We start from the raw sequence: 24354 nt of genomic DNA, 5'->3' as shown, positions 1-24354 counted from the left end.
TCATGCGCTATTTTCCGCCCCCTGTTCTCGACCGCCGCATCCGCTTCGCGCTGGTCGGTTGCGGCCGTATTGCCAACAACCATTTCAATGCCATCGCCCAGCACGAGGACCGTTGCGAGCTGGTCGGGGTGTGCGACATCGACCCGGCGCCGCTCACGGCCGCGGCCGCCCGCACCGGCGCCCGGCCTTACGCCAGCCTGGGCCAGATGCTGGCCAAGTGCAATGCCGACGCCTTCATCATCTGCACCCCGTCCGGCCTGCATCCGGAACAGGCGGTCCAGATCGCCGCTAGCGGGCGCCATGTGATTACCGAGAAACCCATGGCCACCCGCTGGGAAGACGGCAAGCGCATGGTGGCCGCCTGCGATGCGGCCGGGGTGCGCATGTTCGTGGTCAAGCAGAACCGGCGCAATGCCACCCTGCAGTTGCTCAAGAGCGCGGTCGACAAGAAGCGCTTCGGGCGCATCTACATGGTCAACCTGAACGTGTTCTGGACCCGCCCGGACGATTATTACAACAGCGCCACATGGCGCGGCACCTGGGAATACGATGGCGGCGCCTTCATGAACCAGGCCAGCCATTACGTCGACCTGATCGACTGGATCGTCGGCCCGGTCGAGAGCCTGCAAGCGTACACGGCCACCCTGGCGCGCGATATCGAGGTCGAGGATACCGGCGTGATCAGCCTGCGCTGGCGCAACGGCGCGCTCGGGTCGATGAACGTGACCATGCTGACCTATCCGCGCAACCTGGAAGGTTCGATCACCATCCTGGGCGAACGCGGCACGGTGCGCATCGGCGGGGTGGCGGTCAATGAAGTGCAGCGCTGGGAATTTGCCGAACCCGACCCGGACGACGCCCTGGTGCGCGAGGCCAGCTACCAGACCACCTCGGTGTACGGCTTCGGCCATCCCCTGTATTACGACAATGTGATCAAGGTGCTGCGCGGCGAAGCCGAGCCCGAGACCGACGGGCGCGAGGGACTCAAGTCGCTCGAAGTGCTCATTGCCGCCTACAAATCGGCGCGCGACGGCAAGCGCGTGGCCTTGCCGCTGGAGTATTGAACATGGACCAAGCCATCATCGACCCGAGCGCCATCGTCGACCCCGGCGCCACCCTGGGCGCGGGCACCCGCATCTGGCATTTCACCCACGTGTGCGGCGGCGCGCGCATCGGCGCCGGCTGCTCCCTGGGGCAGAACGTGTTCGTCGGTAACGATGTGCTGATCGGCGACCGGGTCAAGATCCAGAACAATGTCTCGGTGTACGACGCCGTGACCATCGAGGACGAGGTGTTCTGTGGCCCCAGCATGGTGTTTACCAACGTCTGGAACCCGCGCGCAGCCATCGTGCGCAAGGATGCCTACCGGCGCACCCTGGTGCGGCGCGGAGCCAGCATCGGCGCCAACGCCACCATCGTTTGCGGGGTCAGCATCGGCCGCTACGCCTTTATCGGGGCCGGGGCCGTGGTCACGCGCGACGTGCCCGACTTCGCGCTGATGGCCGGGGTGCCGGCGCGCCAGACCGGCTGGATCGGCCGCTACGGCGAACGCCTGGCGCTGCCCATGGGCCGCGATGGCGTGGCCACCTGTCCCCATACGGGCGAGCGCTACCAGGTGCGCGGCGGGGTCTGCACCCTGGCCGGCGAGCGCGCCTCTTTATTGAACGAATGAGCTGCCAGCGAACGGACCGACCATCATGGAATTTATCGACCTCAAGGCGCAATACCAGGCTGGACGCGAGAACATCAATGCCCGCATCCAGGCCGTGCTCGATCACGGCCAGTACATCATGGGACCGGAAGTGGAGGAACTCGAAGCGCGCCTGGCCGCATTCACGGGCGCCCGGCATTGCATCACGGTGTCGTCCGGCACCGAGGCTCTGCTCATTTCGCTCATGGCGCTCGGCATCGAACCCGGCGACGAAGTCATCACCACCCCGTTTTCCTTCATCGCCACGGCCGAGGCCATCGTGCTGCTGGGAGCCACGCCGGTGTTCGTGGACATCGACCCGGCTACCTGCAATATCGATCCTACGCTGATCGAGGAAAACATCTCGGGCCGCACGCGCGCCATCATGCCGGTGTCGCTGTACGGCCAGCCGGCCGACATGGAAGCGATCAACGCGATTGCGCGCCGCCACGGCTTGTGCGTGATCGAAGACGCGGCCCAGAGCTTCGGCGCCACCTATGGCGGCAAGCGCAGCTGCAACCTGTCGGCCATCGGCTGCACCAGCTTTTTCCCCAGCAAGCCGCTCGGCTGCTATGGCGACGGCGGCGCCATCTTCACCAGCGATGCGCAACTGGCCACGGCCATGCGCGAAATCCGCATCCACGGCCAATCGCAGCGCTACGTGCACACGCGCATCGGCGTGGGCGGCCGCATGGATACCTTGCAATGCGCGATCGTGCTGGCCAAGCTCGATCAATTCGACTGGGAACTGAAGCAGCGCGCGCGCGCCGCCGCCAGCTACGATGCCCTGCTGTCGGGAAAGGTCGGCCTGGTGGCGCGCCCGCGCGACCGCAGCAGCGTGTTTGCGCAATACACGGTGGTGGTGGACGAGCGCGACCGGGTGCGCGCCGCACTGCACGAGGCCGGCATTCCGAGCGCCGTGCATTATCCCGTGCCCATGCATCTGCAGCCGGCCTATGCGCGCTGGAGCGAGCCGGACAGCGCGCCGGTCGCGCAAGCCATGGCCGCCAGGGTGCTCAGCCTGCCGATGGGACCGTATCTGGACGACACCAGCATCGGCCGGGTCTGCGCCACCCTGCTGCGCGCGGCGGGCGCCAATGCACCCGCATGCCGCCGGGATTGACGTGGACACGGCCATGACAGCGCGGCTGCCGGCCTACTGGCGCAACGTGATCACCGTGCTCGGCGGTGCTCTGGGCGCGCAAGCCTTGCCGCTGCTGGCCGCGCCGCTCATCACGCGCCTGTGCACGCCGGCCGACGTGGGCGCGTTCAGCGTCTGGCTGGGCATGGTGGCGGTGGCGGCCATCGGCGCCACCTTGCGGCTGGAAGCGGCCATGATCCTCGACCACGACAGCGCCGCCCAGCGCACCTGTTTTTCGGTGGTGGCCTACAGCGCCAGCGTCACCGCCATCCTGATGACCGGATGCGCGGTGCTGGCGCGCCTGCTCGGGCTGCCCATCGCGGAACACCTGTCGTGGCCGGCGCTGCTGACGCTCGGCCTGGCCACCTGGATGACGGCCTACATGCAAACCACCCTGGCCTACGCGACCTCGCGCAATGCCTTCGGCAAGGCGGCGCGCGCGCGAGTCTGCAGCGCCGCTGCGATCGCGCTGGCGCAAGTGGGTTTGCTGGCGCTGGGCGTGGGCGGGATGGCCCTGGTCGCCGGCCAGCTGATCGGGCTGGCGGCAGGCTTGCTGGCCGCCATGCTGCTGCTGGCGCCGCCGCAGGCATGGCCCGGCTGGCGCCTGGACGACGGCCAGCGCCGCTACCTGCGCCGCCACGACAAGTTCTGGCGCTTCTCGCTGCCGTCGAACCTGCTCAACGTCATCGTCGGGCAATTGCCGCTGCTGATGATCGGCGCGCGCCACGGCGCCCTGGCGGCCGGCCTGTTCGCCCTCACCCAGCGCGTGCTGGGGGCGCCGATCGCGCTGCTGGCCTCGTCCGTACTGGAAGTATTCAAGCGCCAGTCGGTGCTCGACTTCCAGACCCAGGGCAATTGCCGCGATGCCTACCGCTACACCTTCAAGGCACTGGTACTGCTGGGAATCGGCCCATCCCTGGTGCTGCTGCTGTTTTCGCCGCAACTGTTCGCCCTGGTGTTCGGCGAGAACTGGCGCGCCGCCGGCGAGCTGGCGCAACTGCTGGCGCCGCTGTATTTCCTCAACTTCATCGCCAGCCCGCTCAGCTATGTATTCTTTGTCGCCGGCAAGCAGAAGATCGACCTGGTGTGGCAGGTGGCGCTATTCGCGATGACCGTGGCGGTCTTCGCCACACCGGCCACCTTGCGCCAGAGCGTGCTGTGGTATACGGCCGGCTACTCCCTGCTCTATCTTGTCTACTTGCACATGTCGTATCGGTGCGCGCAAAACCGCATGGCGGCCGCATGAACCGCTTCGCACGCATGCAGGTACGCGAACGTCTGGCCGGGATGCTGGCCTTCTTTGCGCTGTTTCCCGGCTTCTTTTTTTATCACACCGCGCTCGGGCTGGGAAAAATTCCGGCCGTGCTGGGCGGCTATTTCGCGCCGGTATCGCTACTGCTCTTGCCGATGCTGTTTTTCATTTACGCGAGCAGGGTCCGGCACGACCAGGATTACCTGGGCAAGAGCGATATCGCATTTTTCCTGTACCTGGCATATTTCGCGCTGATCGTCGGCGTGAACGCGGCGGCCGGCGCGAATATCGTGATCGTCAACAATCACGTGCTGGGCATCATCTTCATATTGAACGTGTTCCTTGCGTTTCGCCTGTGCGACCCGGGCGAGCGGCGCTTTCGCCAGATGGCGCTGGGCAGCCTGCTGCTCATGTCGGCCATCGTGTTCGCCTACGCGGTCGACGGTTCGTTCTACCTGGCACCGCTCGGCACGGCCAGAAATCCCGAAAGCCTGGCGTCCTACCAGGGATTTTCGCGCTCGTATTTATTCACGTTCGCGGCGGTGATCGCCTATACCCGGTCGGTACCGCTGCGCATCGTGCTGTATTGCATGGCCGCGCCCACCCTGTTTGTCAATACCGCGCGCAGCGAATTTGCCGCCATGCTATTCATGATTCCCATTATCGAGCTGTATCACACCAGGCATAAGATGTTAATGACCGCCATCTTCATCTTCCTGTTCCTGGTGATTTTCTCCAACCTCGATCAACTGTTATCCATGCTGCCCAGCAACCGGGTATTGGAGCTGCTTGATCTTTCACAATCGACCTCGGCCAACAAGCGTCATCATCTGAGCGAGTATGCGCTGCATTCGATCGCCCAGTTTCCCATTTTCGGTGATTACGCCAGTTATTCTCCCGGCCTGTATTCGCATAATGTGCTGTCGGCCTGGGTCGATACGGGAATCGTCGGATTTGTGTTTGTGCTGGGCATTGTGATCGTGCCCGCGATTCCCCTGTTTTTCAAAGGCTATTTCGCGCGCCGGTGCTCCAGCGCATTCATCCTGGCTTTCTCGCTGTGCTGCATCACGGTGCTGCTCCTGATTACCTCGCACTATTTTACCGACATGCTCATCGGCGCCACCATGGCGGCGTATTCATCCTACCGGTATGGAATGACACATGCTTTCAATCGCCCATCTGACATCGGCCCATCCGCGCCGCGACACCCGGATCTTCGTCAAGCAGTGCCGCGACCTGGCGCGGCAAGGATATAGGGTTACCCTGGTCGTCGCGGACGGCCTCGGGGACGAGCGCGACAGCGGTGTCCACATCAGCGACGTCGGGCATTGCCCGGGACGCCTGGGACGCATGCTGGGCAGCACGCGCCGTGTCTTGCAGCGCGCGCGGCAGATCGATGCCGACATTTACCACCTGCACGATCCGGAATTGATTCCCGCAGGACTACTCCTCAAGCGGCTCGGCAAGATCGTCATTTTCGACGCCCACGAAGACTTGCCCGTGCAATTGCTGGGCAAGCCCTACCTCACGCCACAGCTGCGCCGCCTGCTCGCGGCCGCCTGCGCCATCGCCCTACGCCATGCCTGCCGCCGTTTCGATGCGATTGTGGCCGCTACACCGTTTATCCGGGACAAGTTCTTGCGGATCAACCCGAACACGGTGGATATCAACAATTACCCGCTGCCCGGCGAATTCGATGCCGATGCCCCCTGGGGCGAGAAACGGCAGGAAGTATGCTACGTCGGCAGCGTGTCGGCCATGCGCGGCATCGGCGAACTGGTCGAGGCCGCGCGGCTGTTGCAGTCGCCCGCCCGCATCACCCTGGCCGGACGCTTTTCCGAGGTCGCGCTGGAAAATGCCCTGAGCGCGCTGCCCGGCTGGCAGCGCCTGAACCGTCCCGGCCATCTGGACCGCGAGGGCGTGCGGGCGGTGATGGCGCGCGCCCTGGCCGGCCTGGTAACCCTGCATCCGGAACCGAATTACCTCGATGCCCTGCCGGTCAAGATGTTCGAATATATGGCGGCCGGCATTCCCGTGATCGCGTCGGATATTCCATTGTGGCGCGCGATTATTCAAAGCCAGCAATGCGGCGTGTGCGTCGATCCGCGCGATCCGGCCGCCATTGCCGCCGCCATCGATTATTTCGTGCAGCATCCGCAGATTGCCCAGCGCATGGGGCGCAATGGCCGGCGCGCGATTCTCGAAAAATACAACTGGCCCGCCGAATCCGAAAAATTGATCAAGCTGTATCGGGATGTGCAGGCGCCTGCCGGCCACCGCCAGCTCGCCGGCCGCCACGGCGCATCTTGATCGACAGGCGTGCATCACCGAAATTTATATACCCCGCCCCCCTGATCGATCACAAGGAAGCGCGCCGCCGCGGCACCGATTTACGCAACTTCAAATAGCCCCCGCTTTATCTGGCTACAGTAAGAAAAGCCCGAACCATTTCCGGCCTGCGGGCGCGAGAACCAATACCGCGCATATTCATTTTAACCAACAAAAAAAGGCGGTTTTATGCCGCGATGAACGCCAATGAACAACTTACTCGCCACCGTTTCGGACCACGTCGCCACCGTCAGTCAACTGCTGCGGCTTCCTGTCGCGCATTTGTATTTCGACCTGGCCATCGCACCGGTGAATGTGCGCGCGACTTACCGGTATTACACCAAGGCTCATCCACGTTTCAAAATCATCCAGCACAAAAGCTGGGGCGCCGCGCTGATCGACCTGCAGCACTTCCAGGGACGCAGCGACTATATCGACAGCATCAAGGGCAGGAACTTGGGGGCCCACCACATCAGGCGGGCACGCGCGCGCGGCTACACCTTGGCCGAAATCGACCGCAACGACCATGTGGACGCCATCCACGCCATCAACACCTCGGTCGGCGCGCGCCAGGGGCGGGCCATGGACCAGCACTATCTGGAAAAACAGCGCCGCTACGACAGGCTGAGCAACTTCACCTATTACGGCGTGCTCGACCTCGACGGCAAGCTGGTGGCCTATGCCAACGTCGGGCGCTACGGCAACTTCCATGCCTTCGAACAGCTCATGGGATACCGCAACAACGACGGCATCATGCATTTGCTGGTGGGCGACATCACAGCCGGCCTGATCGACCAGGGCCTGGCGCGCTACCTGATGTACGACACCTATTTCGGCGCCTTGCCCGGGCTGCGCCAGTTCAAGACCATGCTCGGCTTCACTCCCTATCGCGCGATCTACCACCTCCGATGAAACAATTTTTCCGACGCCTGTACAGCGATTACCTGATGCCCTCGCGCCTGGCCGAATACGAGGCCCTGCTGCGCGACGCGAGCGCGTGCGGCTATGTGCAAATGTCGGTGCGCGACTTCCTGCGCCCGCCGCTGGGGCCGGGACGCGCGCCCACCATCGTGCACCGGCACGACATCGACAGCGACCTGCGCACGGCCGCCAAGCTGTTCGCGCGCGAAGTGAGGCAAGGGGTACGGTCGAGCTTTTACTTCCGGCTCTCGACGCTCGACTTCGGCCTGATGCGCGCCATCGAAGACTACGGCAGCGAAGCGAGCTACCACTTCGAGGAAATCGCCACCTTCGCCAAACAACACCACATCAAGGACGCCGGCGAGGTGCGGCGCCACCTGCCCGCCATCGGCGAACAATTCGCCGTCAACCTGCGCCGCATCGAAGACGGGCTCGGCATCAAGTTGCGCACGGTGGCCAGCCACGGCGACTTCGCCAACCGCAGGCTCAAGCTCATCAACAACGAACTCCTGGCCGACGACGCCCTGCGCGCGCGCTGCGGCATCGTCTGCGAAACCTACGACAAGGCCTTGCTCGACCAGTTCGACATGTACATCAGCGACCGCCCGCCGCCGCAGTTGTACCACCCGATGACCCCGCATGCCGCGCTGGGGCGCTACCGCAGCATCTGCCTGCTGACCCATCCGGTTCAGTGGGAAACCAACTGGCGCGACACCACGCGTTGCAACCTGCGCCGCCTGGCCGAGGGGCTGACATGGTAAGCGCGCGCCGCCCGCAGGAGGTTCCAGCATGAATATTCTCCTCATCAACCACTATGCCGGCTCCTTGCGCCACGGCATGGAATACCGTCCCTTCTACCTGGCGCGCGAATGGGTGCGGCTGGGCCACACCGTGCACATCATCGCCTCGGCGCGCTCGCACATCCGGGTCCAGGCGCCGCAACTGCACGGCCGGGCGCAGCTCGACGACACCATCGACGGCGTCCATTACCGCTGGGTCGCCACACCCGCCTACCGCGGCAACGGCGCGGCGCGCGTGCTCAACATGCTGACCTTCGTCACTTACCTCCAATGGCACGCGCGCCAGCTCGCCACCGAGATGGCGCCCGACGTCGTCATAGCCTCAAGCACCTATCCGCTCGACATCTGGCCGGCGCACCGCATCGCCCGGCTGGCCGGCGCGCGCCTGCTGTTCGAGCTGCACGACCTGTGGCCGCTGTCGCCCATCGAACTGGGCGGCTACTCGCGCTGGCATCCTTTCATCATGCTGCTGCAAGCCGCCGAAAACTATGCCTGCCGCAATGCCTGCGCCATCGTCTCGATCCTGCCCAAGGTACGCGACCATCTGGAAGCGCACGGCATGGCCCCGCATAAACTGCATATCGTCCCGAACGGCGCCGACCCGGCTGAATGGCTGGCCGAACCGCCTGCCCTGGACGGGCCGGCCGGCGCCCTGCTGGGGGCGCTGCGGCGCGACGGCAAGTTCATCGTCGGCTACGCCGGGACGCACGGCGTCGCCAATGCCCTCGACACCCTGCTGGAGGCCGCCGCCATGGTGGCCGACCAGCGCATCGCCTTCGTGCTGGCCGGTGGCGGCCCCGACAAGCCCCGGCTGGCGCGGCTGGTGCGCGAACGCGGCCTGCACAATGTCCATTTCCTCGACCCGGTGCCCAAGAAACAGGTGCCGGCCTTGCTGGCCTGCTTCGACGTCGCCTACATCGGCTGGCAGCGCCAGCGCCTGTACCGATATGGCATCGCGCCCAATAAACTGATCGACTACATGATGGCTGGCCGGCCCATCTTGCATTCTGTCGAGGCGGGCAACGATCCGGTGGCCGACGCGCATTGCGGCCTGACCGTGGCGCCCCAGGACCCGGCCGCCGTCGCCCATGGCTTGCTGGCCCTGTTCACGCTCGACCGGCACGAGCGCGAGGCGGCAGGGCAACGCGGCCGCGCTTACGCCATGGCCAACCTGAGCTACCCGGTGCTGGGCCGGCGTTTTTTGCAGGCGTGCGCATGATGCATACCGTTCATTTCCAGCGACCATCGCCTACGCCGCCCACGCCGGCGTCGATCGTCATGCAGCCCGCCGGCCAGCCCAAGAGTCCGCGTGCGCAGCACCCGCGCGCGACACCAACTTCGCGGAGCACCCATCATGCCTGAAGACCTGACACCCAGGCCAGACCCGGCCCAGCCCGCCGCACCTGCCTTTCTTCCTTTCGCCCTGCCCGACATCGGCGACGAGGAAATCGCCGCCGTGGTCGAGTGCCTGCGCTCGGGCTGGGTCACCACCGGCCCGCGCACCCGCCAGTTCGAACACGACTTCGCCGCCTACCTCGGCGCCGGCGTGGCAGCGGTCTCCGTCAACTCCGCCACCGCCGGCCTGCACCTGGCGCTCGAAGCGCTCGGCATCGGCCCCGGCGACGAAGTCATCGTGCCGACCCTGACCTTTACCGCCACCGCCGAAGTGGTGCACTATCTGGGCGCGCACCCGGTCCTGGTCGACGCCGACCCGGACACCCTGAACCTCGACCTCGCAGCGGTCGAGGCCGCAATCGGGCCGCGCACGCGCGCCATCATCCCCGTGCATTACGCCGGCCTGGCCTGCGACATGGACGGCGTGCTGGCCCTGGCCGCCACTTACCAGCTCAAAGTCGTCGAAGATGCCGCGCACGCCTTCCCGACGCGCTACAAAGGCCGCCTGGTCGGCACCCTGGCGAGCGACGCCACCGTCTTCAGTTTCTACGCCAACAAGACCATGACCACCGGCGAAGGCGGCATGGTCGTCACCCGCGACCCCAGCCTGGCGCGGCGCGTGCGCCTGATGCGCATCCACGGCATCAGCCAGGACGCCTTCGACCGCTACACCTCGCGCACCCCGGCCTGGTTCTACGATGTGGTCGCCGCCGGCTTCAAATACAATCTGACCGACCTCGCCTCCGCCATGGGCATCGAGCAGTTGCGCAAAATCGACCGTTTCCTGCTGCGGCGCCAGGAACTGGCGCAGGCCTACTACAGCGGCCTGCAAGGCTTGCCGCTGCGCTTGCCATCGGTGCCCGGGCCGGGCAGCAGCCACGCCTGGCACCTGTACGTGGTGCGCCTGGAGCCTGGCGCCAGACTCGGCCGCGACGAACTGATCGCGCGCCTCTCCGAGCGCGGCATCGGCACCAGCGTGCACTTCATTCCACTGCACCGCCATCCATTCTGGCGCGACAGCTGCCGTTTGCGCCCGGAACAGTTTCCCGTGGCGGAGGCCAGCTTCGCCTGCATGCTGACCCTGCCCCTTTACACACGCATGAGCGACGCCGACCAGCAACGCATCATCGCTACCCTGCGCGAGTTGCTGACATGAGCAAGCGCCTTTTCGACATCGTGGCGGCGCTGGCCGGGCTGATGGTACTGGCCCCGCTGTTTGCCGTCGTCGCTGTCTGTATTCGATTGGACTCGCCAGGGCCGGCTTGGTTCCGTCAACAACGAGTCGGACGTGGCGGCGTGCTGTTCAACATCATCAAATTCCGCACCATGCGCGCCGACAGCAGCCACGGCGCCCAGCTCACCGTCGGCGCCGATCCGCGCATCACGCGCATCGGCAAGTTTTTGCGCCGCTACAAGATCGATGAATTGCCGCAGCTGATCAACGTCATCCAAGGCAGCATGAGCCTGGTCGGGCCGCGTCCCGAAGTGCCGCGCTACGTCGCCTGCTATCGGCCCGAGGTGCGCGCCATCGTGCTCTCGGTCGCACCGGGCATCACGGACTGGGCCTCGATCTGCTACCGGGACGAGAACGCCATTCTCGCGCGCAGCGCCGATCCGGAGCGGGTCTACCTGGACACCATCCTGCCCGCCAAGCTCGACTACAACGTGCGCTATGTGCGCGAGCGCGGGTTCTGGACCGACCTGCGCATTATTTTCAGTACCCTGGCAGCGCTGGCGCGCTAAGGAACCGGCCATGGACACGCTCACGCTCCTGCTGCACCTTGGCGATCCGCGCCTGGCGATCGCGCTCGGCGCCGCCCTGTTCGCCTGGCTGCTGGCCGCGCGCGCGTGGCGCATGGCGCGCTGCTGGGGCGTGCTGCTGTGCGCCGGCCTGGGCCTGGTCGGCGCCAGCAAGATCGTGTTCCTCGGCTGGGGCGGCGGCGTGCCGGCGCTCAATTTCAAGGCGCTCAGCGGCCATGCCGCGAGCGCCAGCGCGCTATTGCCGATGCTGTTCTGGATGTTGCTGCACGGACGCGCCGATGGCTGGCGCCGCGCCGGGGTCGGACTCGGCCTGGCGCTCGGCGCACTGGTCGGCGCGCTGCTGGTCGCGCACGGCCAGCACAGCGTGGCGGAAGCTGCGGCCGGCACCTTGCTGGGCGCGGCGGTCAGTCTCGGCAGCATCCGGCTCGGCGCCGCCAGCGTGTCCGTCCTGCCGCTGCGCGGCTTGCTGTGGGCCGTGCTGACCCTGCTCGTGGCGGGGTGGCTCATGACATCGGCGCACCTGGGCTACTGGATGATCCGTGCCGCGCGCCTGCTGTCGGGCCATGCGCGCGTCTATCCGCTCTCAATCGACTAATTTAACAGGATACCGCACCATGAACTCGCATCCGATGCCCAGCATCCGCTTTTTGAGGGAAAGCCAGCTGGGGGAAGACTCCTGGCATTCCTTGCTTATTTCACTGCTGCGCGGCCTGGCGTCCATCGAAGTGGCCGCCGCTCACCTGCGCAATGCATTCTACCCCGGGCTGCGCACCCTGGAAAACCCGACCTTGTGGTACCAGGGCCTGGCTTTCCTGACCGGTTTTGCGCACCAGGCCGTGGTGGTATTTTTCCTGATCAGCGGTTGGCTGGTGGGTGGCAGCCTGCTCAACAAATTTGGCCAGCCGCAAGCCATCAGGCTGTATGCGATCGACCGCATCACGCGCCTGTGGACTGTGCTGCTTCCCACCTTCGTGCTCATTCTTGCCATTGGCATCGTCAGCGGCGTGATCGATCCACGTGTGCCGGACGTTTCGCCGGCCAACAACTATTCGGCGGCCGCGCTGGCCGGCAATCTGGTGGGTCTGCAAACCATCGTCGTCCCCAAATTCGGAGGGAACTTCCCGCTCTGGAGCCTGTCCAACGAGACATGGTACTACGTGATGTTTCCGCTGCTGCTGATGTGCGTGGCCGCGAGATCCGGCGCAGGTCGGGCGCTGGCGGCAAGCGCATTGCTGGCACTGGGTGCCTTGTTGCCGGGCGAGATGGTGCTGTATTTCACGATCTGGCTGCTGGGCGCGGCGTTCTCGCGCGTGCGGATAGAGTGCGGTGCGCCGTTACGCATGATGATGCTGCTTGTGCTGGTGATCGCGTCGGTGGTCTTCAGGTTAAAAGGCAGTAACGACGATATGGTGGTCGCCTCGTTCCCGCAGGATCTGCTGTTGAGCGTTTTGTTTCTGCTGTTTCTGTCGAGTACGGTGAACCCGCTTCCCGCGCAGCAAAAATTGCTTGCGTCGCTGCACCGGGTAGCGGTGTTTTTGTCGAATTTTTCGTTCACGCTGTATGTCGTGCACATTCCGGTGCTGGGCCTCATCGGCTATGTCGGCACCACCCTGTTCGGGCGCCAGCACTGGAAGGCTGAAAGCCTCGGCGACCTCGCCGCTTACCTCGGCATGCTCGCCGTCGTGCTCGTCAGCGCGTATGGCTTTTACCTGTTGTTCGAGGCGCGTACCTACGCGGTTCGGCGCCGGGTCAAGCACTTATTACTGGGAAAGGAGGTTATCGCGCAGAGATCGTCGCCCGCCAAACAGTGACTCCAGGGCGCGATGAGGAAAAGGCAGCCTGTCCACCGCTGTGGGCGGAGCCTGGCATGGGCCCGCTCAGCGTCGGCGCAAGCGCTCGCTGCCGTCCGAAGCGCGCGCGACGTCCGGGCAAGCTTCCACTGCGAGCGGGCAGCAAAGCGCCCGCATCCCGCAGGCGTCAGTTGCGAATGCGCACCGAGCAACTGCGGATAGGTGCCGACCAACTGCGACTACTGGGGACATGCGGCGCGCCGGGAGACCCCGGCCATCGGGCAAGCCGATGGGGCGGGCGTGCGATCAGGCGAACATCGTCAGGCCGGCTTGCGCGCCATGTAGATGAAATGCGAGCGCAGCGGCGGCGCCAGCGCGGCGAGCAGCTCGGCCACGATGCGCGGTGCGCCCACCAGCCGCCGCGCGATCGGCGGCGCCAGCAACAGGCTGCGATAGCGGTTTTCGGCGGCCGGCCACATCTGGCGCAATTCGTCGCGCGTCACGCACCGCACATTGGGATTGCGGGGGTTGTTGTAGCGAAAGTCGAACAGCATGCACCAGCCGCCGGGTGCCACGCTGCGCCACATGGCGCTGGCCAGCGCCGCCCTGGCGTGCGGCGCGAGGATCGATGAAAAGACGGTATTGGCCACGGCCAGGTCGAAGCTGCCCGGCGTGGCGAAGTCGAGGTCGCCCAGGTGCCAGCGAATGCCCGGTGCGCTGCGCATGCGCGCCAGCACCAGCCGCTGCTCCTGGTACTCCGTACCGGCCAGCCGGCAGGGGTCGGCGCCCCAGTCCACCAGTTGCCGCAGAAAGCCGACCGAGCCGCAGCCGACATCGACCATGCGCAGCTTGCCGAGGTCCGGCCCCAAGGTCTGTGCGAGCAAGGCGGCGGCAACGCGCCGCCGCGCCAAATCCTGCTCCATGACGTCCGCCCGGTACCAGGCATAGGCGGCAATGCGCTCGTCCGCCAACCAGTCGCGGTAGACGGCGCGGATGCGTTCCTGTTCATTGGAATGATCGTCGAGAAGGCCCATGCCACCATCATAGCCACGGTGGCACGGGCCTTCTTGACACCAACCACAAGGCGCTCAGTGCTGGTAGGCCCCGATGTCGTAGCCGCTGCTTGCATCGCGCGGCTTGCCGTCGAAATCGGTCGACGGCGCGTTGGTGGCCGTGCCTTTGCCGATCGCCGGCGATGTCGGCCTCAGGTGCAGGTCCGGCGTCCCCGTGCGCGTGTAGGCGACCAATTGCGGGTCGGCGCTCACGGTAGCGCTGGGCGTCAGCCCGTTCTTGAGGCTGAAGTTATACGTCGGGTTCTGGAACACCAGATTGTTCGTGTAGCGGTTACGCGTGCCGGTCTGGCCTTGCTCCGAAATACCCATCGCATTGTCGTACACAATGTTGTTGGCGACGATAGTGTCGTTGTTGGGGCCGGTGGTGTGGTAGTAGTCGCCGCCGCCGACAATGATGCCGGTGTGCGATGCGGTCACCGTGTTGTTGGTGACGATCACATTGTTCGCATCGTGCCAGAGGTGAATCGCCCCTTCCGCCACCCGGTAGACCACATTGTTTTTGACGCTCCCCGAGGTGCTGACGTAAATACCCTGAACGAATCGGCAACCCGCTGGTCCAATATCATGAACAAGGTTTCCGACCACGTCGGACTTGATGCCGTGGTAGTAGCTGTCCACGCCGATGGCCGAACCGCCCGCGCTCGTACAGGCGACGGTCTTGGCGATATGGTGGATCCAATTACCTCGGATCATGTCGTAAGAACCGCCGTTGTAGATGCCGTGCGTCCACTTGGTGCCGCTCTGTGAGGTGGTCCCGTCGACGTGGAAACCGATGATGTCGGTATAGTTGCCGCGGTTGTCCCACGCGGTATCGTTCGAGGAGCTCGCTGGCGGCACGATGACCGCGCCCCATTTGGTCGTTGACACGTAATAGATACGTCCGGTTGCGGTACCGCTGACCGTGGTCTTGAAGCCGCCCGGATACGTCCCCGCCGCCACGTGAATCGTGGTGCTGGGCAGCGCATTGCGCGCCGCCCGCGCGATTGTCTTGAAAGGTGCAGACGACGTGCCGGCCGCGCTGTCCGAGCCGGTGGTGGCCACGTAATAGTGGTAGGTGGTGGGTGGCGTGCTTGGGTCGGGGGTTGGTGTCGGGGTTGGAGTTGGGGTTGGTGTCGGGGTCGGGGTCGGGGTTGGCGTTGGCGTCGGGGTCGGGGTCGGCGTGATGTCTCCCGCATGCTGATAGGCGCCGATGTCGACACCGGTATCCGCCGTGCGTGGCTTGCCGTCGAGGTCAGTGGCGGGCGCGTCCGCCACCAGTCCCGCGCCGTTGGCCGGCGAGGTGCCGGCCGGACGATAGTCGCCGCCGCCAGTGCGCACGTAATTGACGAACTGCGGTTCGGCCGCCACCGTGCCGACCGGCTGCAGGCCGTTGTTCAGCATGAACGGCGTGCCGTTACGAAAAATCAGGTTGTTGCTGTAGCGATTGTTGACGCCGGTCGAGCCGACTTCCAGCACGCCATAGCGAGCATTATCGTAAAGAATATTGTTGCTGACCCGGGTGTTGTCGTTCGGCGCGCTGCCGTTGTAGCCACCGTCCCCGCTGACCACAATCCCCGTGCGGGCGTTAAACACGGTGTTGTTGACCACCACATTCTGCGTGGCGTCATGCCACAAGCGGATGCCGGCGTCGCTGACGGCGTACACCAGGTTGTTGTCCACCCGGCTGCCGGCCGTGTTGATGAAGATACCAAGATAGCTGGCGCAGCCGGCTGGCCCGACGTCGTGCACGACATTCGCGCTGACATCGTTGGCGCTGCCCTTGTAATAGCTGTCCGAGCCGATGCCGCCGCCACTGCCGGCGCAGGGGACCGCGCGCGCGATGTGGTGCACATGATTGTTGCGCACGGTGCTGTAGGAACCGGCGGTGTACAGGCCGATCAGCCATTTGGTGCCGGCCTGGGCGGCGCTACCGTCGACCTCGAAGCCGTCGATATCCACATGGTTGCCGCGGTTGTCCCAGGCGGCGGTGCTTGAAGAATTGGCTGGCGGCACGATTTTAGCGCCCCACTTGACCTCCGACACGTAGCGGACAGGCGCTTCGGCAGTGCCGCTGGCATTGGTGCGAAAGCCCCCCGCGTAGGTGCCCGGCAGCACCCGAATGGTGACGCCAGGCGTGGCTGCCTGGGCGGCGCGGGCGATGGTCTTGAAGGGCGCGGCCCGGGTGCCGGCATTGGTGTCGGCGCCGCCGGGCGCCACATACAGGTCGAGCGGCGCCAGTGCACCGTTGTAGGTGACGGCGGCGAACTGCGGAGCTTGTGTCGGATTGTTGCCATTGTCGCTGGTGCTGCCGCCGCACGCGCTCAGCAGCACGGCGACACCGCCGCACGCCTTGGCGTTGAAGCGGAAATCCGAGGCAAAACTGGATAGCTTATTCATCAAAAATTCCTCGTTCAATCAAGTGAATGAACAAGGTTTGATCTGCGTCAAATGTTTAGGTTCAGCGTTTACCCAAGTAAATTTACCTGCGTAATCAAATAATCACAGTCATTTGCCTAAAAGGAATGCAAAGCAAAAAACGCGACATGCCGGGCTTGGCAGGTCGCGTTTCTTAAAGGGAAGGTTTCTGAGGATGGGTGGACAGCGCCAAGCGCTCGCTGTCCGTACGGCAAATGCTCAACGTTCCAGCTGCGCTACCTGGGTGTACTTGAACTGATACGCATAGCTGCCGACGCGCAAGGCCATGTCATTGAACAGCACGCCCTGCGGCGCAATGCCGGCATGGTTCAGGCGCTTGATCGATTCCGTGATCTCGCCCTCGGTGGTCACCCCGGCGCGCGCGAGGATGAACACGGCCCCGGCGCGGGCACCGATGATCAGCGCATCCGAGACCGCCAGGATCGGCGGCGGATCGATCAGCACGATGTCGTACTGGCTGCTGACCACGTCGAGCAAATTGGAAAAATTCAAGTGCTGCAGGAACTCGGAACGGTTCGGCGGCAGCGCGCCGGTGGGAATGAAGTCGAGGTTGTCCAGCACGCCCCGATGAATCACCTGGTCCAGCGGCAGCGAGCCGGCAATCGCCCTGGTCAGTCCCTGCTCGCGACTGACGCCAAAATAACGGTGCAAGTGTCCGTTGCGTAAATCGGCGTCGATCAGCAGCACGCGCTTGCCGCTGGCCGCCATCACGGCGGCGAAATTCACCGACAGAAACGACTTGCCCAACTCCCTGCCCGGTCCGGCCAGCATCACGATGTTGTTCTTGAGGGAAGGCATGGCATATGTCAGGGCCGCGCGGAAACTGCGCAAGCTCTCGATGGCGATGTCTTCCGGCGCCACTTGCGCCAGGATCGGCAGCACGCTAGCGCCGCGGGCGCGGCGCAGCAGGCGCGCCTGCAAGGTGCTGTGGGGAATGCTGGCATACACGATGCGCGCGCCCAGCATCGTTTCGATGCGTTGCGGATTGTCGATGCCGCCGAAGAAGGCCTTGCGCGCGAACGCCAGCATGACACCAAGGAACATGCCGGTCACCACCGCCAGCGCCACGATCAGCGGCCGGTTCGGCTTGAGCGGGCGTTCCGGCGCCATCGGTGCGTCGATCAGGCGCACGTTGCTAACCCGCCCCACGGAAATCAAGCGCAGTTGCTGGGCCGTGTTCGACAGCGCCGTGTACAGGTCGGTATTGACCTTGATCTCACGCAGCAGGCGCGATTCATCCTGCTCCAGCACCGGCAGGGTGCGGATGCGCTTGGCAACGCCCGCGATCTCGGCGTCGATTTCGCGGCGCTGCTGGGTGATGCCGAGCACCAGCGGATGGTTTTCGGTAAAGCGCGTCAGCAATGCCGTTTTGCGCTGCTCCAATTCGAGGCGCCGGGTCTGCGCCGCGGCAGCCTGCTGCAGGCTGAGGCGCGCTTCCTCGTGCATGTCGATGCTGCCCTTGCTGTTGCGAAAACCGTTGTACTTTTCCTCGGACTCTTCCAGCTGGCGTTTGAGCGCCGGCAACTGCAAGTTCAGGAACGCCAGCGACTTCTCGGCCTCCTCGGTCTTGCGCGCCAGGTTCTGGCGCATGTATTCGCGTCCGATTTCGCCCAGCAGGCTGTTGATGCGCTGCGCATCCGCGCCCTGCAAGCGCACTTCGATGATGCCCGACTGCTTGCCCTGCTCGGTAATGATCAGCGCCGTCTGGATCCGCTCGATGGCCTCCAGGCGCGAACTGCGCATCAGGCGGAACTGGGCGCCCGGCTGGGCCCGCAGCCGGTCGACCCGCAACTCCAGGCTGGCCCCGCCCGCCACTGTCCTGAGCGTGGTGCCGACCACGCCCTCATACACGGCTGCCAGCCCGCCGCCGGACAGGTGGTAGCGCCCGTTGCCGCGCGCGGTCAGGGTGAATGCGCGGTTGTACCAGGCTTCCGGAACCTCGAACACCGACACCTCGGCCTTCTCCTGCCCCCACACGTAGCCGCCGTGCCCGAGGATGCCGGGTTCGGACAACTCGTCCGATTTGCGGTTGGCAAACCAGAATCCGACCACGGGCAAGTATTCAGGCCGCACGTCGATAAACAGCTGCAAGTTGTCGACCGCATGCGAAATCACCATGCGCGAGCGCAGCAGCTCCATTTCGGCGATGGCCGCCTTCTTGGTTTCAAACAGGGACGATACCTCGCTGAGAATATTCTTCGATGCGTTCGGACTCTCTTCCTCGACGTGGATCATCAGGTTTGCTTCGTACACCGGACTGGCGACCAGCGCATAGAACAGTGCCAGCAGGGTCACCAGCGCGGTGACGCCGCCGATCAGCCAGCGGCTGTCGTACAGGATATTGAAATAGCCCTGGAGATCGATTTCGTGCGATTGCGCATCGCAGCCGGATGGCGCCGCGGCCGGCGGCAGGCCGGGCATCGGCAGAATGCTGGTGGAAGGCGGGCGCGATTGCGCTTGGTCGGCATGGTTCATGGGAATGTCCTTGACGCGGGTTCAGGGGCGGCTGATGTTCACTACCTGCGTCAGCGCGCCCGGGAACAGCATGCTCACGCTGCGGTACCAGTTGGCCAGCGGCGAGGCAGCCACGTAGATCAGGTCGCGCGGTTCGAGTTCGAAGGCCTCGGCCATCGCCAGCGCGCCGGCGCGGCGCGCGTCGAGCTGGTACACGCGGGTGCCGTCGGGCGCCCTGCGCACCACGTACACCTGGCGCGCATCGCCGCTGACCGGGCTGATACCGCCGGACTCGCCCAGCGCCTCGTTCAGGGTCAGGCGGCCGTCGTGCATGGTCAGCGCCTTGGGCGTGACCACCTCGCCCGACACGAATACCTTGCTCTCGTCGCGCGAGTGGACCCGCACCGCGTCGCCGGGCGCCAGCAGGATGCTGCCCGGATTGATGCCGCGTGCCACCAGGCCGCGCAAGCCGACCTGGTAGCGTGTATCGCCCCGTTCCAGCACGATGCGGCTCTGGTCGGCGCTGGGCAGCATGCCGCCGGCGCGGTTGAGCGCCTCCACCAGGGTCATGGGAATATCGTTAATCGCCTGCAAGCCGGGCAGGCGCACCTCGCCATCGACGTACACCCGCTTGCTGCGGTAGGATTGCACGCGCAAGGTCACCAGCGGATTGGCGATGTATCGCGCCAGGCGTTTGGTCAGCAGCGCGCGCGCCTCGTCCTCGGTCAAGCCGGCCAGGATCAGCGGGCCGGCGAACGGGAACTGCACCCGGCCCTCGTGGTCGACCACGAACCCGGCCGCTGGGGCGCTCGGTGCCTGGGCCTCGGCCGCCGTGGCCGAGGCCGCCACGCCCTGGCCCGCCAGCTCCGGATGGTCCCACACCACGATCGACAAAATGTCGCCGCGACCGATCGCGTAGGGCGGCGGATCGCGCACGATCAGGTGCGCCAGGCTCTCGCTGCTGCGCCTGGCGCGCAGGACTTTCTCGGCTTCAATCAGTTGCGCGGTGATCAGCTCGGTCGGCGGCACCGGCTCGCTGGCAACACCAGAGCGCGGGTCGCCCCAGTGCGCATCGCCGCTGATGCGAAAGCCGGCGCAGCCGCCCAGGCCGGTCAGTACGAGCAGCGCCGCCAGTATCTTTAGTGAGTTTGCGTGAGTTTTCATGGTGCTTATCAAGATGAACATTGTCCAGTTCAGAGTAAGTGAGCGCACCCGGCCCGGTCTTGCTGCACATCAAACCCCGTCTGCGAGCATTTTTTTACAGCAGTGGCGACAGGAAAAATCTTTTTCTGGCAAGCTCATGGCTACAATGCGACCGACTTTTTCTCCGTACAAACCGAGCCATGTCCCCAGCTTCGCCCCCGCTTGACCCCAGCCTGTCCGCCGCCGCCGAGCTGGCGGCGATCCGCCAGGCTGCCGACGAACTGCGCGCCAGCGAGGCGCGCTACCGCTCGCTGGTGCAAGCCAGCAGCACCATCATGTGGCTGGCCTCGGCGGGGGGCCGTCTCGAAGGGGAGCAGCTCAGCTGGAATGTATTTACCGGACAGTCGGCCGATCAATTCGGTGGCTGGGGCTGGCTAGATGCCATCCATCCCGACGACCGCGAGCGCACGGCGGCGGCCTGGCGCGCCGCGCTGGCGACCAGCAGGATGTACCAGATCGAACACCGCCTGCGCCGCGCTGACGGCCATTACCGCTACATGAGTGCGCGCGCGGTGCCGATTTTCGACGCCGCCGGCGCCATCGCCGAGTGGGTCGGCATCCATATCGACATCGACGAGCGCAAGCGGGTCGATGAGCGCCTGCGCCTGCTCGACGCCATGAGCCAGGCCACCCGCAACGCGGACGACCCCAAGACCATCATGGACGTCACCACGCGCCTGCTCGGCCAGCACCTCGACGTCACGCGCTGTCCCTACGCCGATGTCGAAGGCGACAACGACCGCTTCACCATCCGCCACGACTGGACCGCGCCCGGCGCCATGAGCACCGTCGGGGTCTATTCGCTCGACCTGTTCGGCGCGCGCGCCGCCAGCGCCATGCGTGAAGGCCGCACCCTGCGCATCTGCGACGTCGACCGCGAACTCGATGAAGCCGACGGCGCCGCCATGTTCAATGCCATCGCTTGCCGTGCCATCATCTGCTGCCCGCTGGTCAAGGAAGGCAAGCTGGTAGCGATGATGGCGGTGCACCAGGACCGCCCGCGCCAGTGGACCGATGCCGACGTGGCGCTGGTCGAACAGAGCGTGGAGCGCTCCTGGGCCCACATCGAACGGGTGCGCGCCACCGAGGCGCTGCGCGAGGCCGACCGCCGCAAGACCGAATTCCTGGCCATCCTCGCGCACGAACTGCGCAACCCGCTCGCCCCCATCCGCAACGGCTTGCAGGTGATGCGCATGGCCGAACACGATCAAGCCACGGTGGCGCGCGTGCGCGACATGATGGAGCGCCAGGTCACGCAGATGGTCACCCTGGTCAACGACCTGCTCGACATCGCCCGCATCACGCGCGGCAACCTGGAACTCAAGCCGGTGCGGGTCGAGCTGCGCGAACTGATCGCCAGTGCCGTCGAAACCTCCATGCCGCTGATCGACACAAACCGCCACGCGCTGACGCTGGACGTGGTGTCCGAGTCGCTCATGCTCGACGCCGACCCGACCCGCATCGCCCAGGTGATCGGCAACGTGCTCAATAACGCCGCCAAGTACACGCCGGCCGGCGGGCGCATCACGGTGCTGGCGTGGCGCGATGGCGCGCAGGCGCTGCTGTCGGTGCGCGACACCGGCATCGGCATCCCGCCCGAATCGGCGCTGACGGTGTTCGAGATGTTTTCGCAGGTGGGCGCCTCGCTCGACCGCGCCCAGGGCGGGCTGGGAATCGGGCTGTCGCTGGCGCGCCGGCTGGTGGAGCTCCACGGCGGCAGCATCGACCTGGTACGCGACGAGACGGTCAGCGGCAGCCGCTTCGACATCCGCCTGCCGCTCGCGCCGGAAGTGGCGGCGCAGGCACAAAGCGCCAGCCAGAGCGCCGACCCGCGCGGCAGCGGCTTGCGCGTGCTGGTGGTGGATGACAATCTCGATGCCGCCGACATGCTGTCGGAACTGATGGAGATTATCGGCCACACCAGCTGCGTGGCCAACGACGGCATGCGCGCGCTGGCGCTGGCCGAACAGTTCCGGCCCGAGGTGGCTTTCCTCGACATCGGCATGCCCGGCTTGAACGGCTATGAAACGGCGCAGCGCCTGCGCGCCATGACGCACCTGGAACCGCTGGTGCTGGTGGCGCTGACCGGCTGGGGCGACGACAACGACCGCGCGCGCAGCAAGGCGGCCGGCTTCGATCATCACCTGATCAAACCGGCCAACCTGGAAGCGGTCGAACGTTTGCTGGCCGACCTGGCGGCCAGCCGCGAAGGCTAGCGCAGTTCTTCCATCAGCTTGAGGGATTCGTCGAAGCGCCACACGCGGCGGATATCGATCACGTCGTAGCGCGAAGCGATATTCGGCGGGAACGGCGAGTAGCGCGCATTGACGCGCACGATGCGCTGCACCGCCTCGTCCATGTCGGCGCGTCCGCTCGAACGCAGGATCGTCACGTCCTGCACCGTGCCGTCGCTGCGTACGGCCACGTTGACCAGCGCATCGGTGTGTTCGACGTCGGCCCATGAGCGCGGATAATTCACGCTGCCATTGCGCTCGATTTTCTGGCGCCAGCTTTCCACGTACATGCGCAGCGGCAGATCGCGTTCGGCCGCGCCGACGGCCACGCGGCGCTCGTCGCGCATCGGCGCCGGCGGCGTGCCGGAAAGGATATCGAGGCCCTTGACCATCTCGCGTGCGCGGTTCGACAGGTCGCTGCCCAGCAGGTTCTTGGGGACGATGATCTTGCCGCCCGCGCCGCTGCCCGCGCCCGCCGCGGTGCCGCCGGGAGGCGTATTGACGCCTTGGCTGCCGCTGCCTTCGCGCCCGCGTTGCAGCGCGGCCTGCTGGGCGGCCTGCGCTGCCGCGGCGGCCTGCGCGGCTTGCTTCTGCGCAGCCTGCTCGGCCTGTTTCTGTGCGGCTTGCTCCGCGAGTTTCTGGGCGGCCTGCTGTGCGGCCAGTTTCTGCGCCGCTTGTTGTTCGGCCAGCTTCTGCGTCGCTTGTTGCTCGGCCAGTTTCTGCGCGGCCGCTTGCTCAACCAATTTCTGCGCCGCTTGTTGCTCCGCCAATTTTTGCGTGGCCGCTTGCTCCACCAATTTCTGCGCCGCTTGTTGCTCGGCCAATTTCTGCGCAGCCTGTTGAACCGCCAGTTTCTGCGCCGCTTGCTGTTCCGCCAGCTTCTGCGCAAGCTGTTGCTGGTCGGCTTTCAGACGTTCCGCCCTCGCCTGTTCGGCGCGCAGCTGATCGGCTTGCTGAAGCGCTTGCTTCTGCTGGGCGGCCACCTGTTCCGCCTTCTGCTGTTCGACCTTGAGCGCAGCCTCGGCCTCGGCTTGCGCCAGCCGCGCCTGCTTTTCCTGTTCCTGGGATGCTTCGGCTGCCGCTTTTTCCTGCTGCCGGCGCGCCTGCAGCTCAGTCAGCTTGCGCTCCTTTTCTTCCTCGTCGCGCTTGCGTTGCGCCGCCAGCCGCTCGGCTTCCTGCTCCTGGCGCCGGGTTTCGGCCAACTGGGCCGCGCGGGCCGCCTCGGCAACCTCGGCCGCGCTGGTCGCCTCGGTACCATCGTCGCTGCCGTGCTGGGCTTCCTTGAGATCGATGGTTTTCTGCTGCGCCTCTTCCGGGCGCGGCATCGGCACGGAAAAATCGTTCACGACCACATCCTGGGCGATGACGCGGGTATCCATGGCCAGCGCGTCGCTGGCCGGCAATGGCGCACTGATGCGTTTAGCCTTGCGCGGCTGGTCCTTCTTGACAGCCAGGCGCGGCGTGACCGGAACGGGAACGGGCGCCGGCGCGGGCACGGGGTCGAGCAGGCGCATGCCGCCGGCTGGCGCCGGCGGCGTTGCGCCAGCCGGAAGCGGCAATGGCGCAACGGCCACAACAGGCGCCGGCGGCGGCACGGGCGCGGGAGCGACCGCGGCGTCAATCAGGCGCACCTCGATCGGCGTGGCCGAACCGGGCAAGCCGAGTGCCGGAATGCCGAACTGAAGCGACAAAATCAGGCCGTGCACCAGCAGCGAAACGAGCACGGCGCCGAGCAGGCGGCGCTTGCCCTGGTCGCGCGGCGGGCGGCGCTGCCCTACCGCGCCAGGACGCATGCGACCATATCGTTACGCCAAACCGCCGCTGATGCCATACCTGCCCCTGCCCAAAATTCGTTAATAGCCCCCGAATTCTAAGCGAAAAGGCGATTTTGCTGAGG

General features: G+C 65.5%; 19 protein-coding genes. 14 read left to right on the top strand and 5 right to left on the bottom strand.

Going from position 1 to position 24354, the window contains the following annotated elements:
• Positions 1-2 precede the first annotated feature (2 nt).
• From IV454_RS20550 to IV454_RS20490, 13 genes are all read left to right on the top strand, one after another.
• Positions 3-1064: a Gfo/Idh/MocA family protein gene (locus IV454_RS20550; protein ID WP_206087600.1), complete on the top strand. Its 1062-nt coding sequence runs from the start codon at positions 3-5 to the stop codon at positions 1062-1064.
• A gap of 2 nt (positions 1065-1066) precedes the next feature.
• Positions 1067-1672 (top strand): acyltransferase, encoded by a 606-nt coding sequence (locus IV454_RS20545; RefSeq protein ID WP_206087599.1) that lies wholly within the window; start codon positions 1067-1069, stop codon positions 1670-1672.
• Positions 1673-1697: 25 nt separating this feature from the next.
• Positions 1698-2813, top strand: a complete 1116-nt coding sequence (locus IV454_RS20540; protein ID WP_206087598.1) for a DegT/DnrJ/EryC1/StrS family aminotransferase — start codon at positions 1698-1700, stop codon at positions 2811-2813.
• Between the two features lie 13 nt (positions 2814-2826).
• On the top strand, positions 2827-4077 hold the full coding sequence (locus IV454_RS20535; RefSeq protein ID WP_206087597.1) for a lipopolysaccharide biosynthesis protein: 1251 nt from the start codon (positions 2827-2829) through the stop codon (positions 4075-4077).
• Positions 4074-5339: an O-antigen ligase family protein gene (locus tag IV454_RS20530; RefSeq protein WP_206087596.1), complete on the top strand. Its 1266-nt coding sequence runs from the start codon at positions 4074-4076 to the stop codon at positions 5337-5339. The genes IV454_RS20535 and IV454_RS20530 overlap by 4 nt, the downstream gene beginning before the upstream one ends.
• Positions 5245-6393, top strand: a complete 1149-nt coding sequence (locus tag IV454_RS20525; RefSeq protein ID WP_206087595.1) for a glycosyltransferase — start codon at positions 5245-5247, stop codon at positions 6391-6393. The genes IV454_RS20530 and IV454_RS20525 overlap by 95 nt, the downstream gene beginning before the upstream one ends.
• Positions 6394-6618: 225 nt before the next feature.
• Complete coding sequence (locus tag IV454_RS20520) at positions 6619-7323, top strand: hypothetical protein (protein ID WP_206087594.1); 705 nt, start codon at positions 6619-6621, stop codon at positions 7321-7323.
• On the top strand, positions 7320-8093 hold the full coding sequence (locus IV454_RS20515) for a polysaccharide deacetylase family protein (protein WP_206087593.1): 774 nt from the start codon (positions 7320-7322) through the stop codon (positions 8091-8093). The genes IV454_RS20520 and IV454_RS20515 overlap by 4 nt, the downstream gene beginning before the upstream one ends.
• Before the next feature lie 28 nt (positions 8094-8121).
• Entirely contained in the window at positions 8122-9351 is a 1230-nt protein-coding gene (locus IV454_RS20510; RefSeq protein WP_206087592.1) for a glycosyltransferase family 4 protein, read from the top strand.
• Positions 9352-9486: 135 nt separating this feature from the next.
• Complete coding sequence (locus tag IV454_RS20505) at positions 9487-10683, top strand: DegT/DnrJ/EryC1/StrS family aminotransferase (RefSeq protein WP_206087591.1); 1197 nt, start codon at positions 9487-9489, stop codon at positions 10681-10683.
• Positions 10680-11270: a sugar transferase gene (locus tag IV454_RS20500; protein ID WP_206087590.1), complete on the top strand. Its 591-nt coding sequence runs from the start codon at positions 10680-10682 to the stop codon at positions 11268-11270. Before IV454_RS20505 ends, IV454_RS20500 begins: the two co-directional genes overlap by 4 nt.
• A 10-nt stretch (positions 11271-11280) precedes the next feature.
• Entirely contained in the window at positions 11281-11883 is a 603-nt protein-coding gene (locus IV454_RS20495; protein WP_206087589.1) for a membrane-associated phospholipid phosphatase, read from the top strand.
• A gap of 34 nt (positions 11884-11917) precedes the next feature.
• Positions 11918-13099, top strand: a complete 1182-nt coding sequence (locus IV454_RS20490) for an acyltransferase family protein (protein WP_206087588.1) — start codon at positions 11918-11920, stop codon at positions 13097-13099.
• Between the two features lie 299 nt (positions 13100-13398).
• Here the strand turns inward: IV454_RS20490 and IV454_RS20485 are convergent, their stop codons facing one another.
• From IV454_RS20485 to IV454_RS20470, 4 genes are all read right to left on the bottom strand, one after another.
• Entirely contained in the window at positions 13399-14112 is a 714-nt protein-coding gene (locus IV454_RS20485; RefSeq protein WP_206087587.1) for a class I SAM-dependent methyltransferase, read from the bottom strand.
• Between the two features lie 54 nt (positions 14113-14166).
• Positions 14167-16527: a right-handed parallel beta-helix repeat-containing protein gene (locus IV454_RS20480; protein WP_206087586.1), complete on the bottom strand. Its 2361-nt coding sequence runs from the start codon at positions 16525-16527 to the stop codon at positions 14167-14169.
• Between the two features lie 237 nt (positions 16528-16764).
• Positions 16765-19041, bottom strand: a complete 2277-nt coding sequence (locus tag IV454_RS20475; RefSeq protein ID WP_206087585.1) for a polysaccharide biosynthesis tyrosine autokinase — start codon at positions 19039-19041, stop codon at positions 16765-16767.
• Positions 19042-19062: 21 nt separating this feature from the next.
• The gene (locus IV454_RS20470; RefSeq protein ID WP_206087584.1) at positions 19063-20184 is read right to left on the bottom strand and encodes a polysaccharide biosynthesis/export family protein; all 1122 of its coding nucleotides are present in this window, start codon (positions 20182-20184) and stop codon (positions 19063-19065) included.
• 179 nt (positions 20185-20363) lie between these two features.
• On the opposite strand from IV454_RS20470, the gene IV454_RS20465 reads away from it, so the two are divergent.
• Positions 20364-22439 carry a hybrid sensor histidine kinase/response regulator gene (locus IV454_RS20465; RefSeq protein WP_206087583.1) on the top strand — a complete coding sequence of 692 codons (2076 nt, stop codon included), beginning with the start codon at positions 20364-20366 and terminating at the stop codon, positions 22437-22439.
• Here IV454_RS20465 and tolA read toward each other — a convergent pair.
• Positions 22436-24250, bottom strand: a complete 1815-nt coding sequence (gene tolA / locus IV454_RS20460; protein WP_206087582.1) for a cell envelope integrity protein TolA — start codon at positions 24248-24250, stop codon at positions 22436-22438. The two genes, IV454_RS20465 and tolA, sit on opposite strands and share 4 nt — an antisense overlap.
• Positions 24251-24354: the final 104 nt, after the last annotated feature.

The sequence above is a fragment of the Massilia antarctica genome (assembly GCF_015689335.1).
In the GTDB taxonomy this organism is placed as follows: Bacteria; Pseudomonadota; Gammaproteobacteria; order Burkholderiales; family Burkholderiaceae_D; genus Telluria_A; species Telluria_A antarctica.
This window is presented reverse-complemented; position numbering and strand designations above follow the sequence as displayed.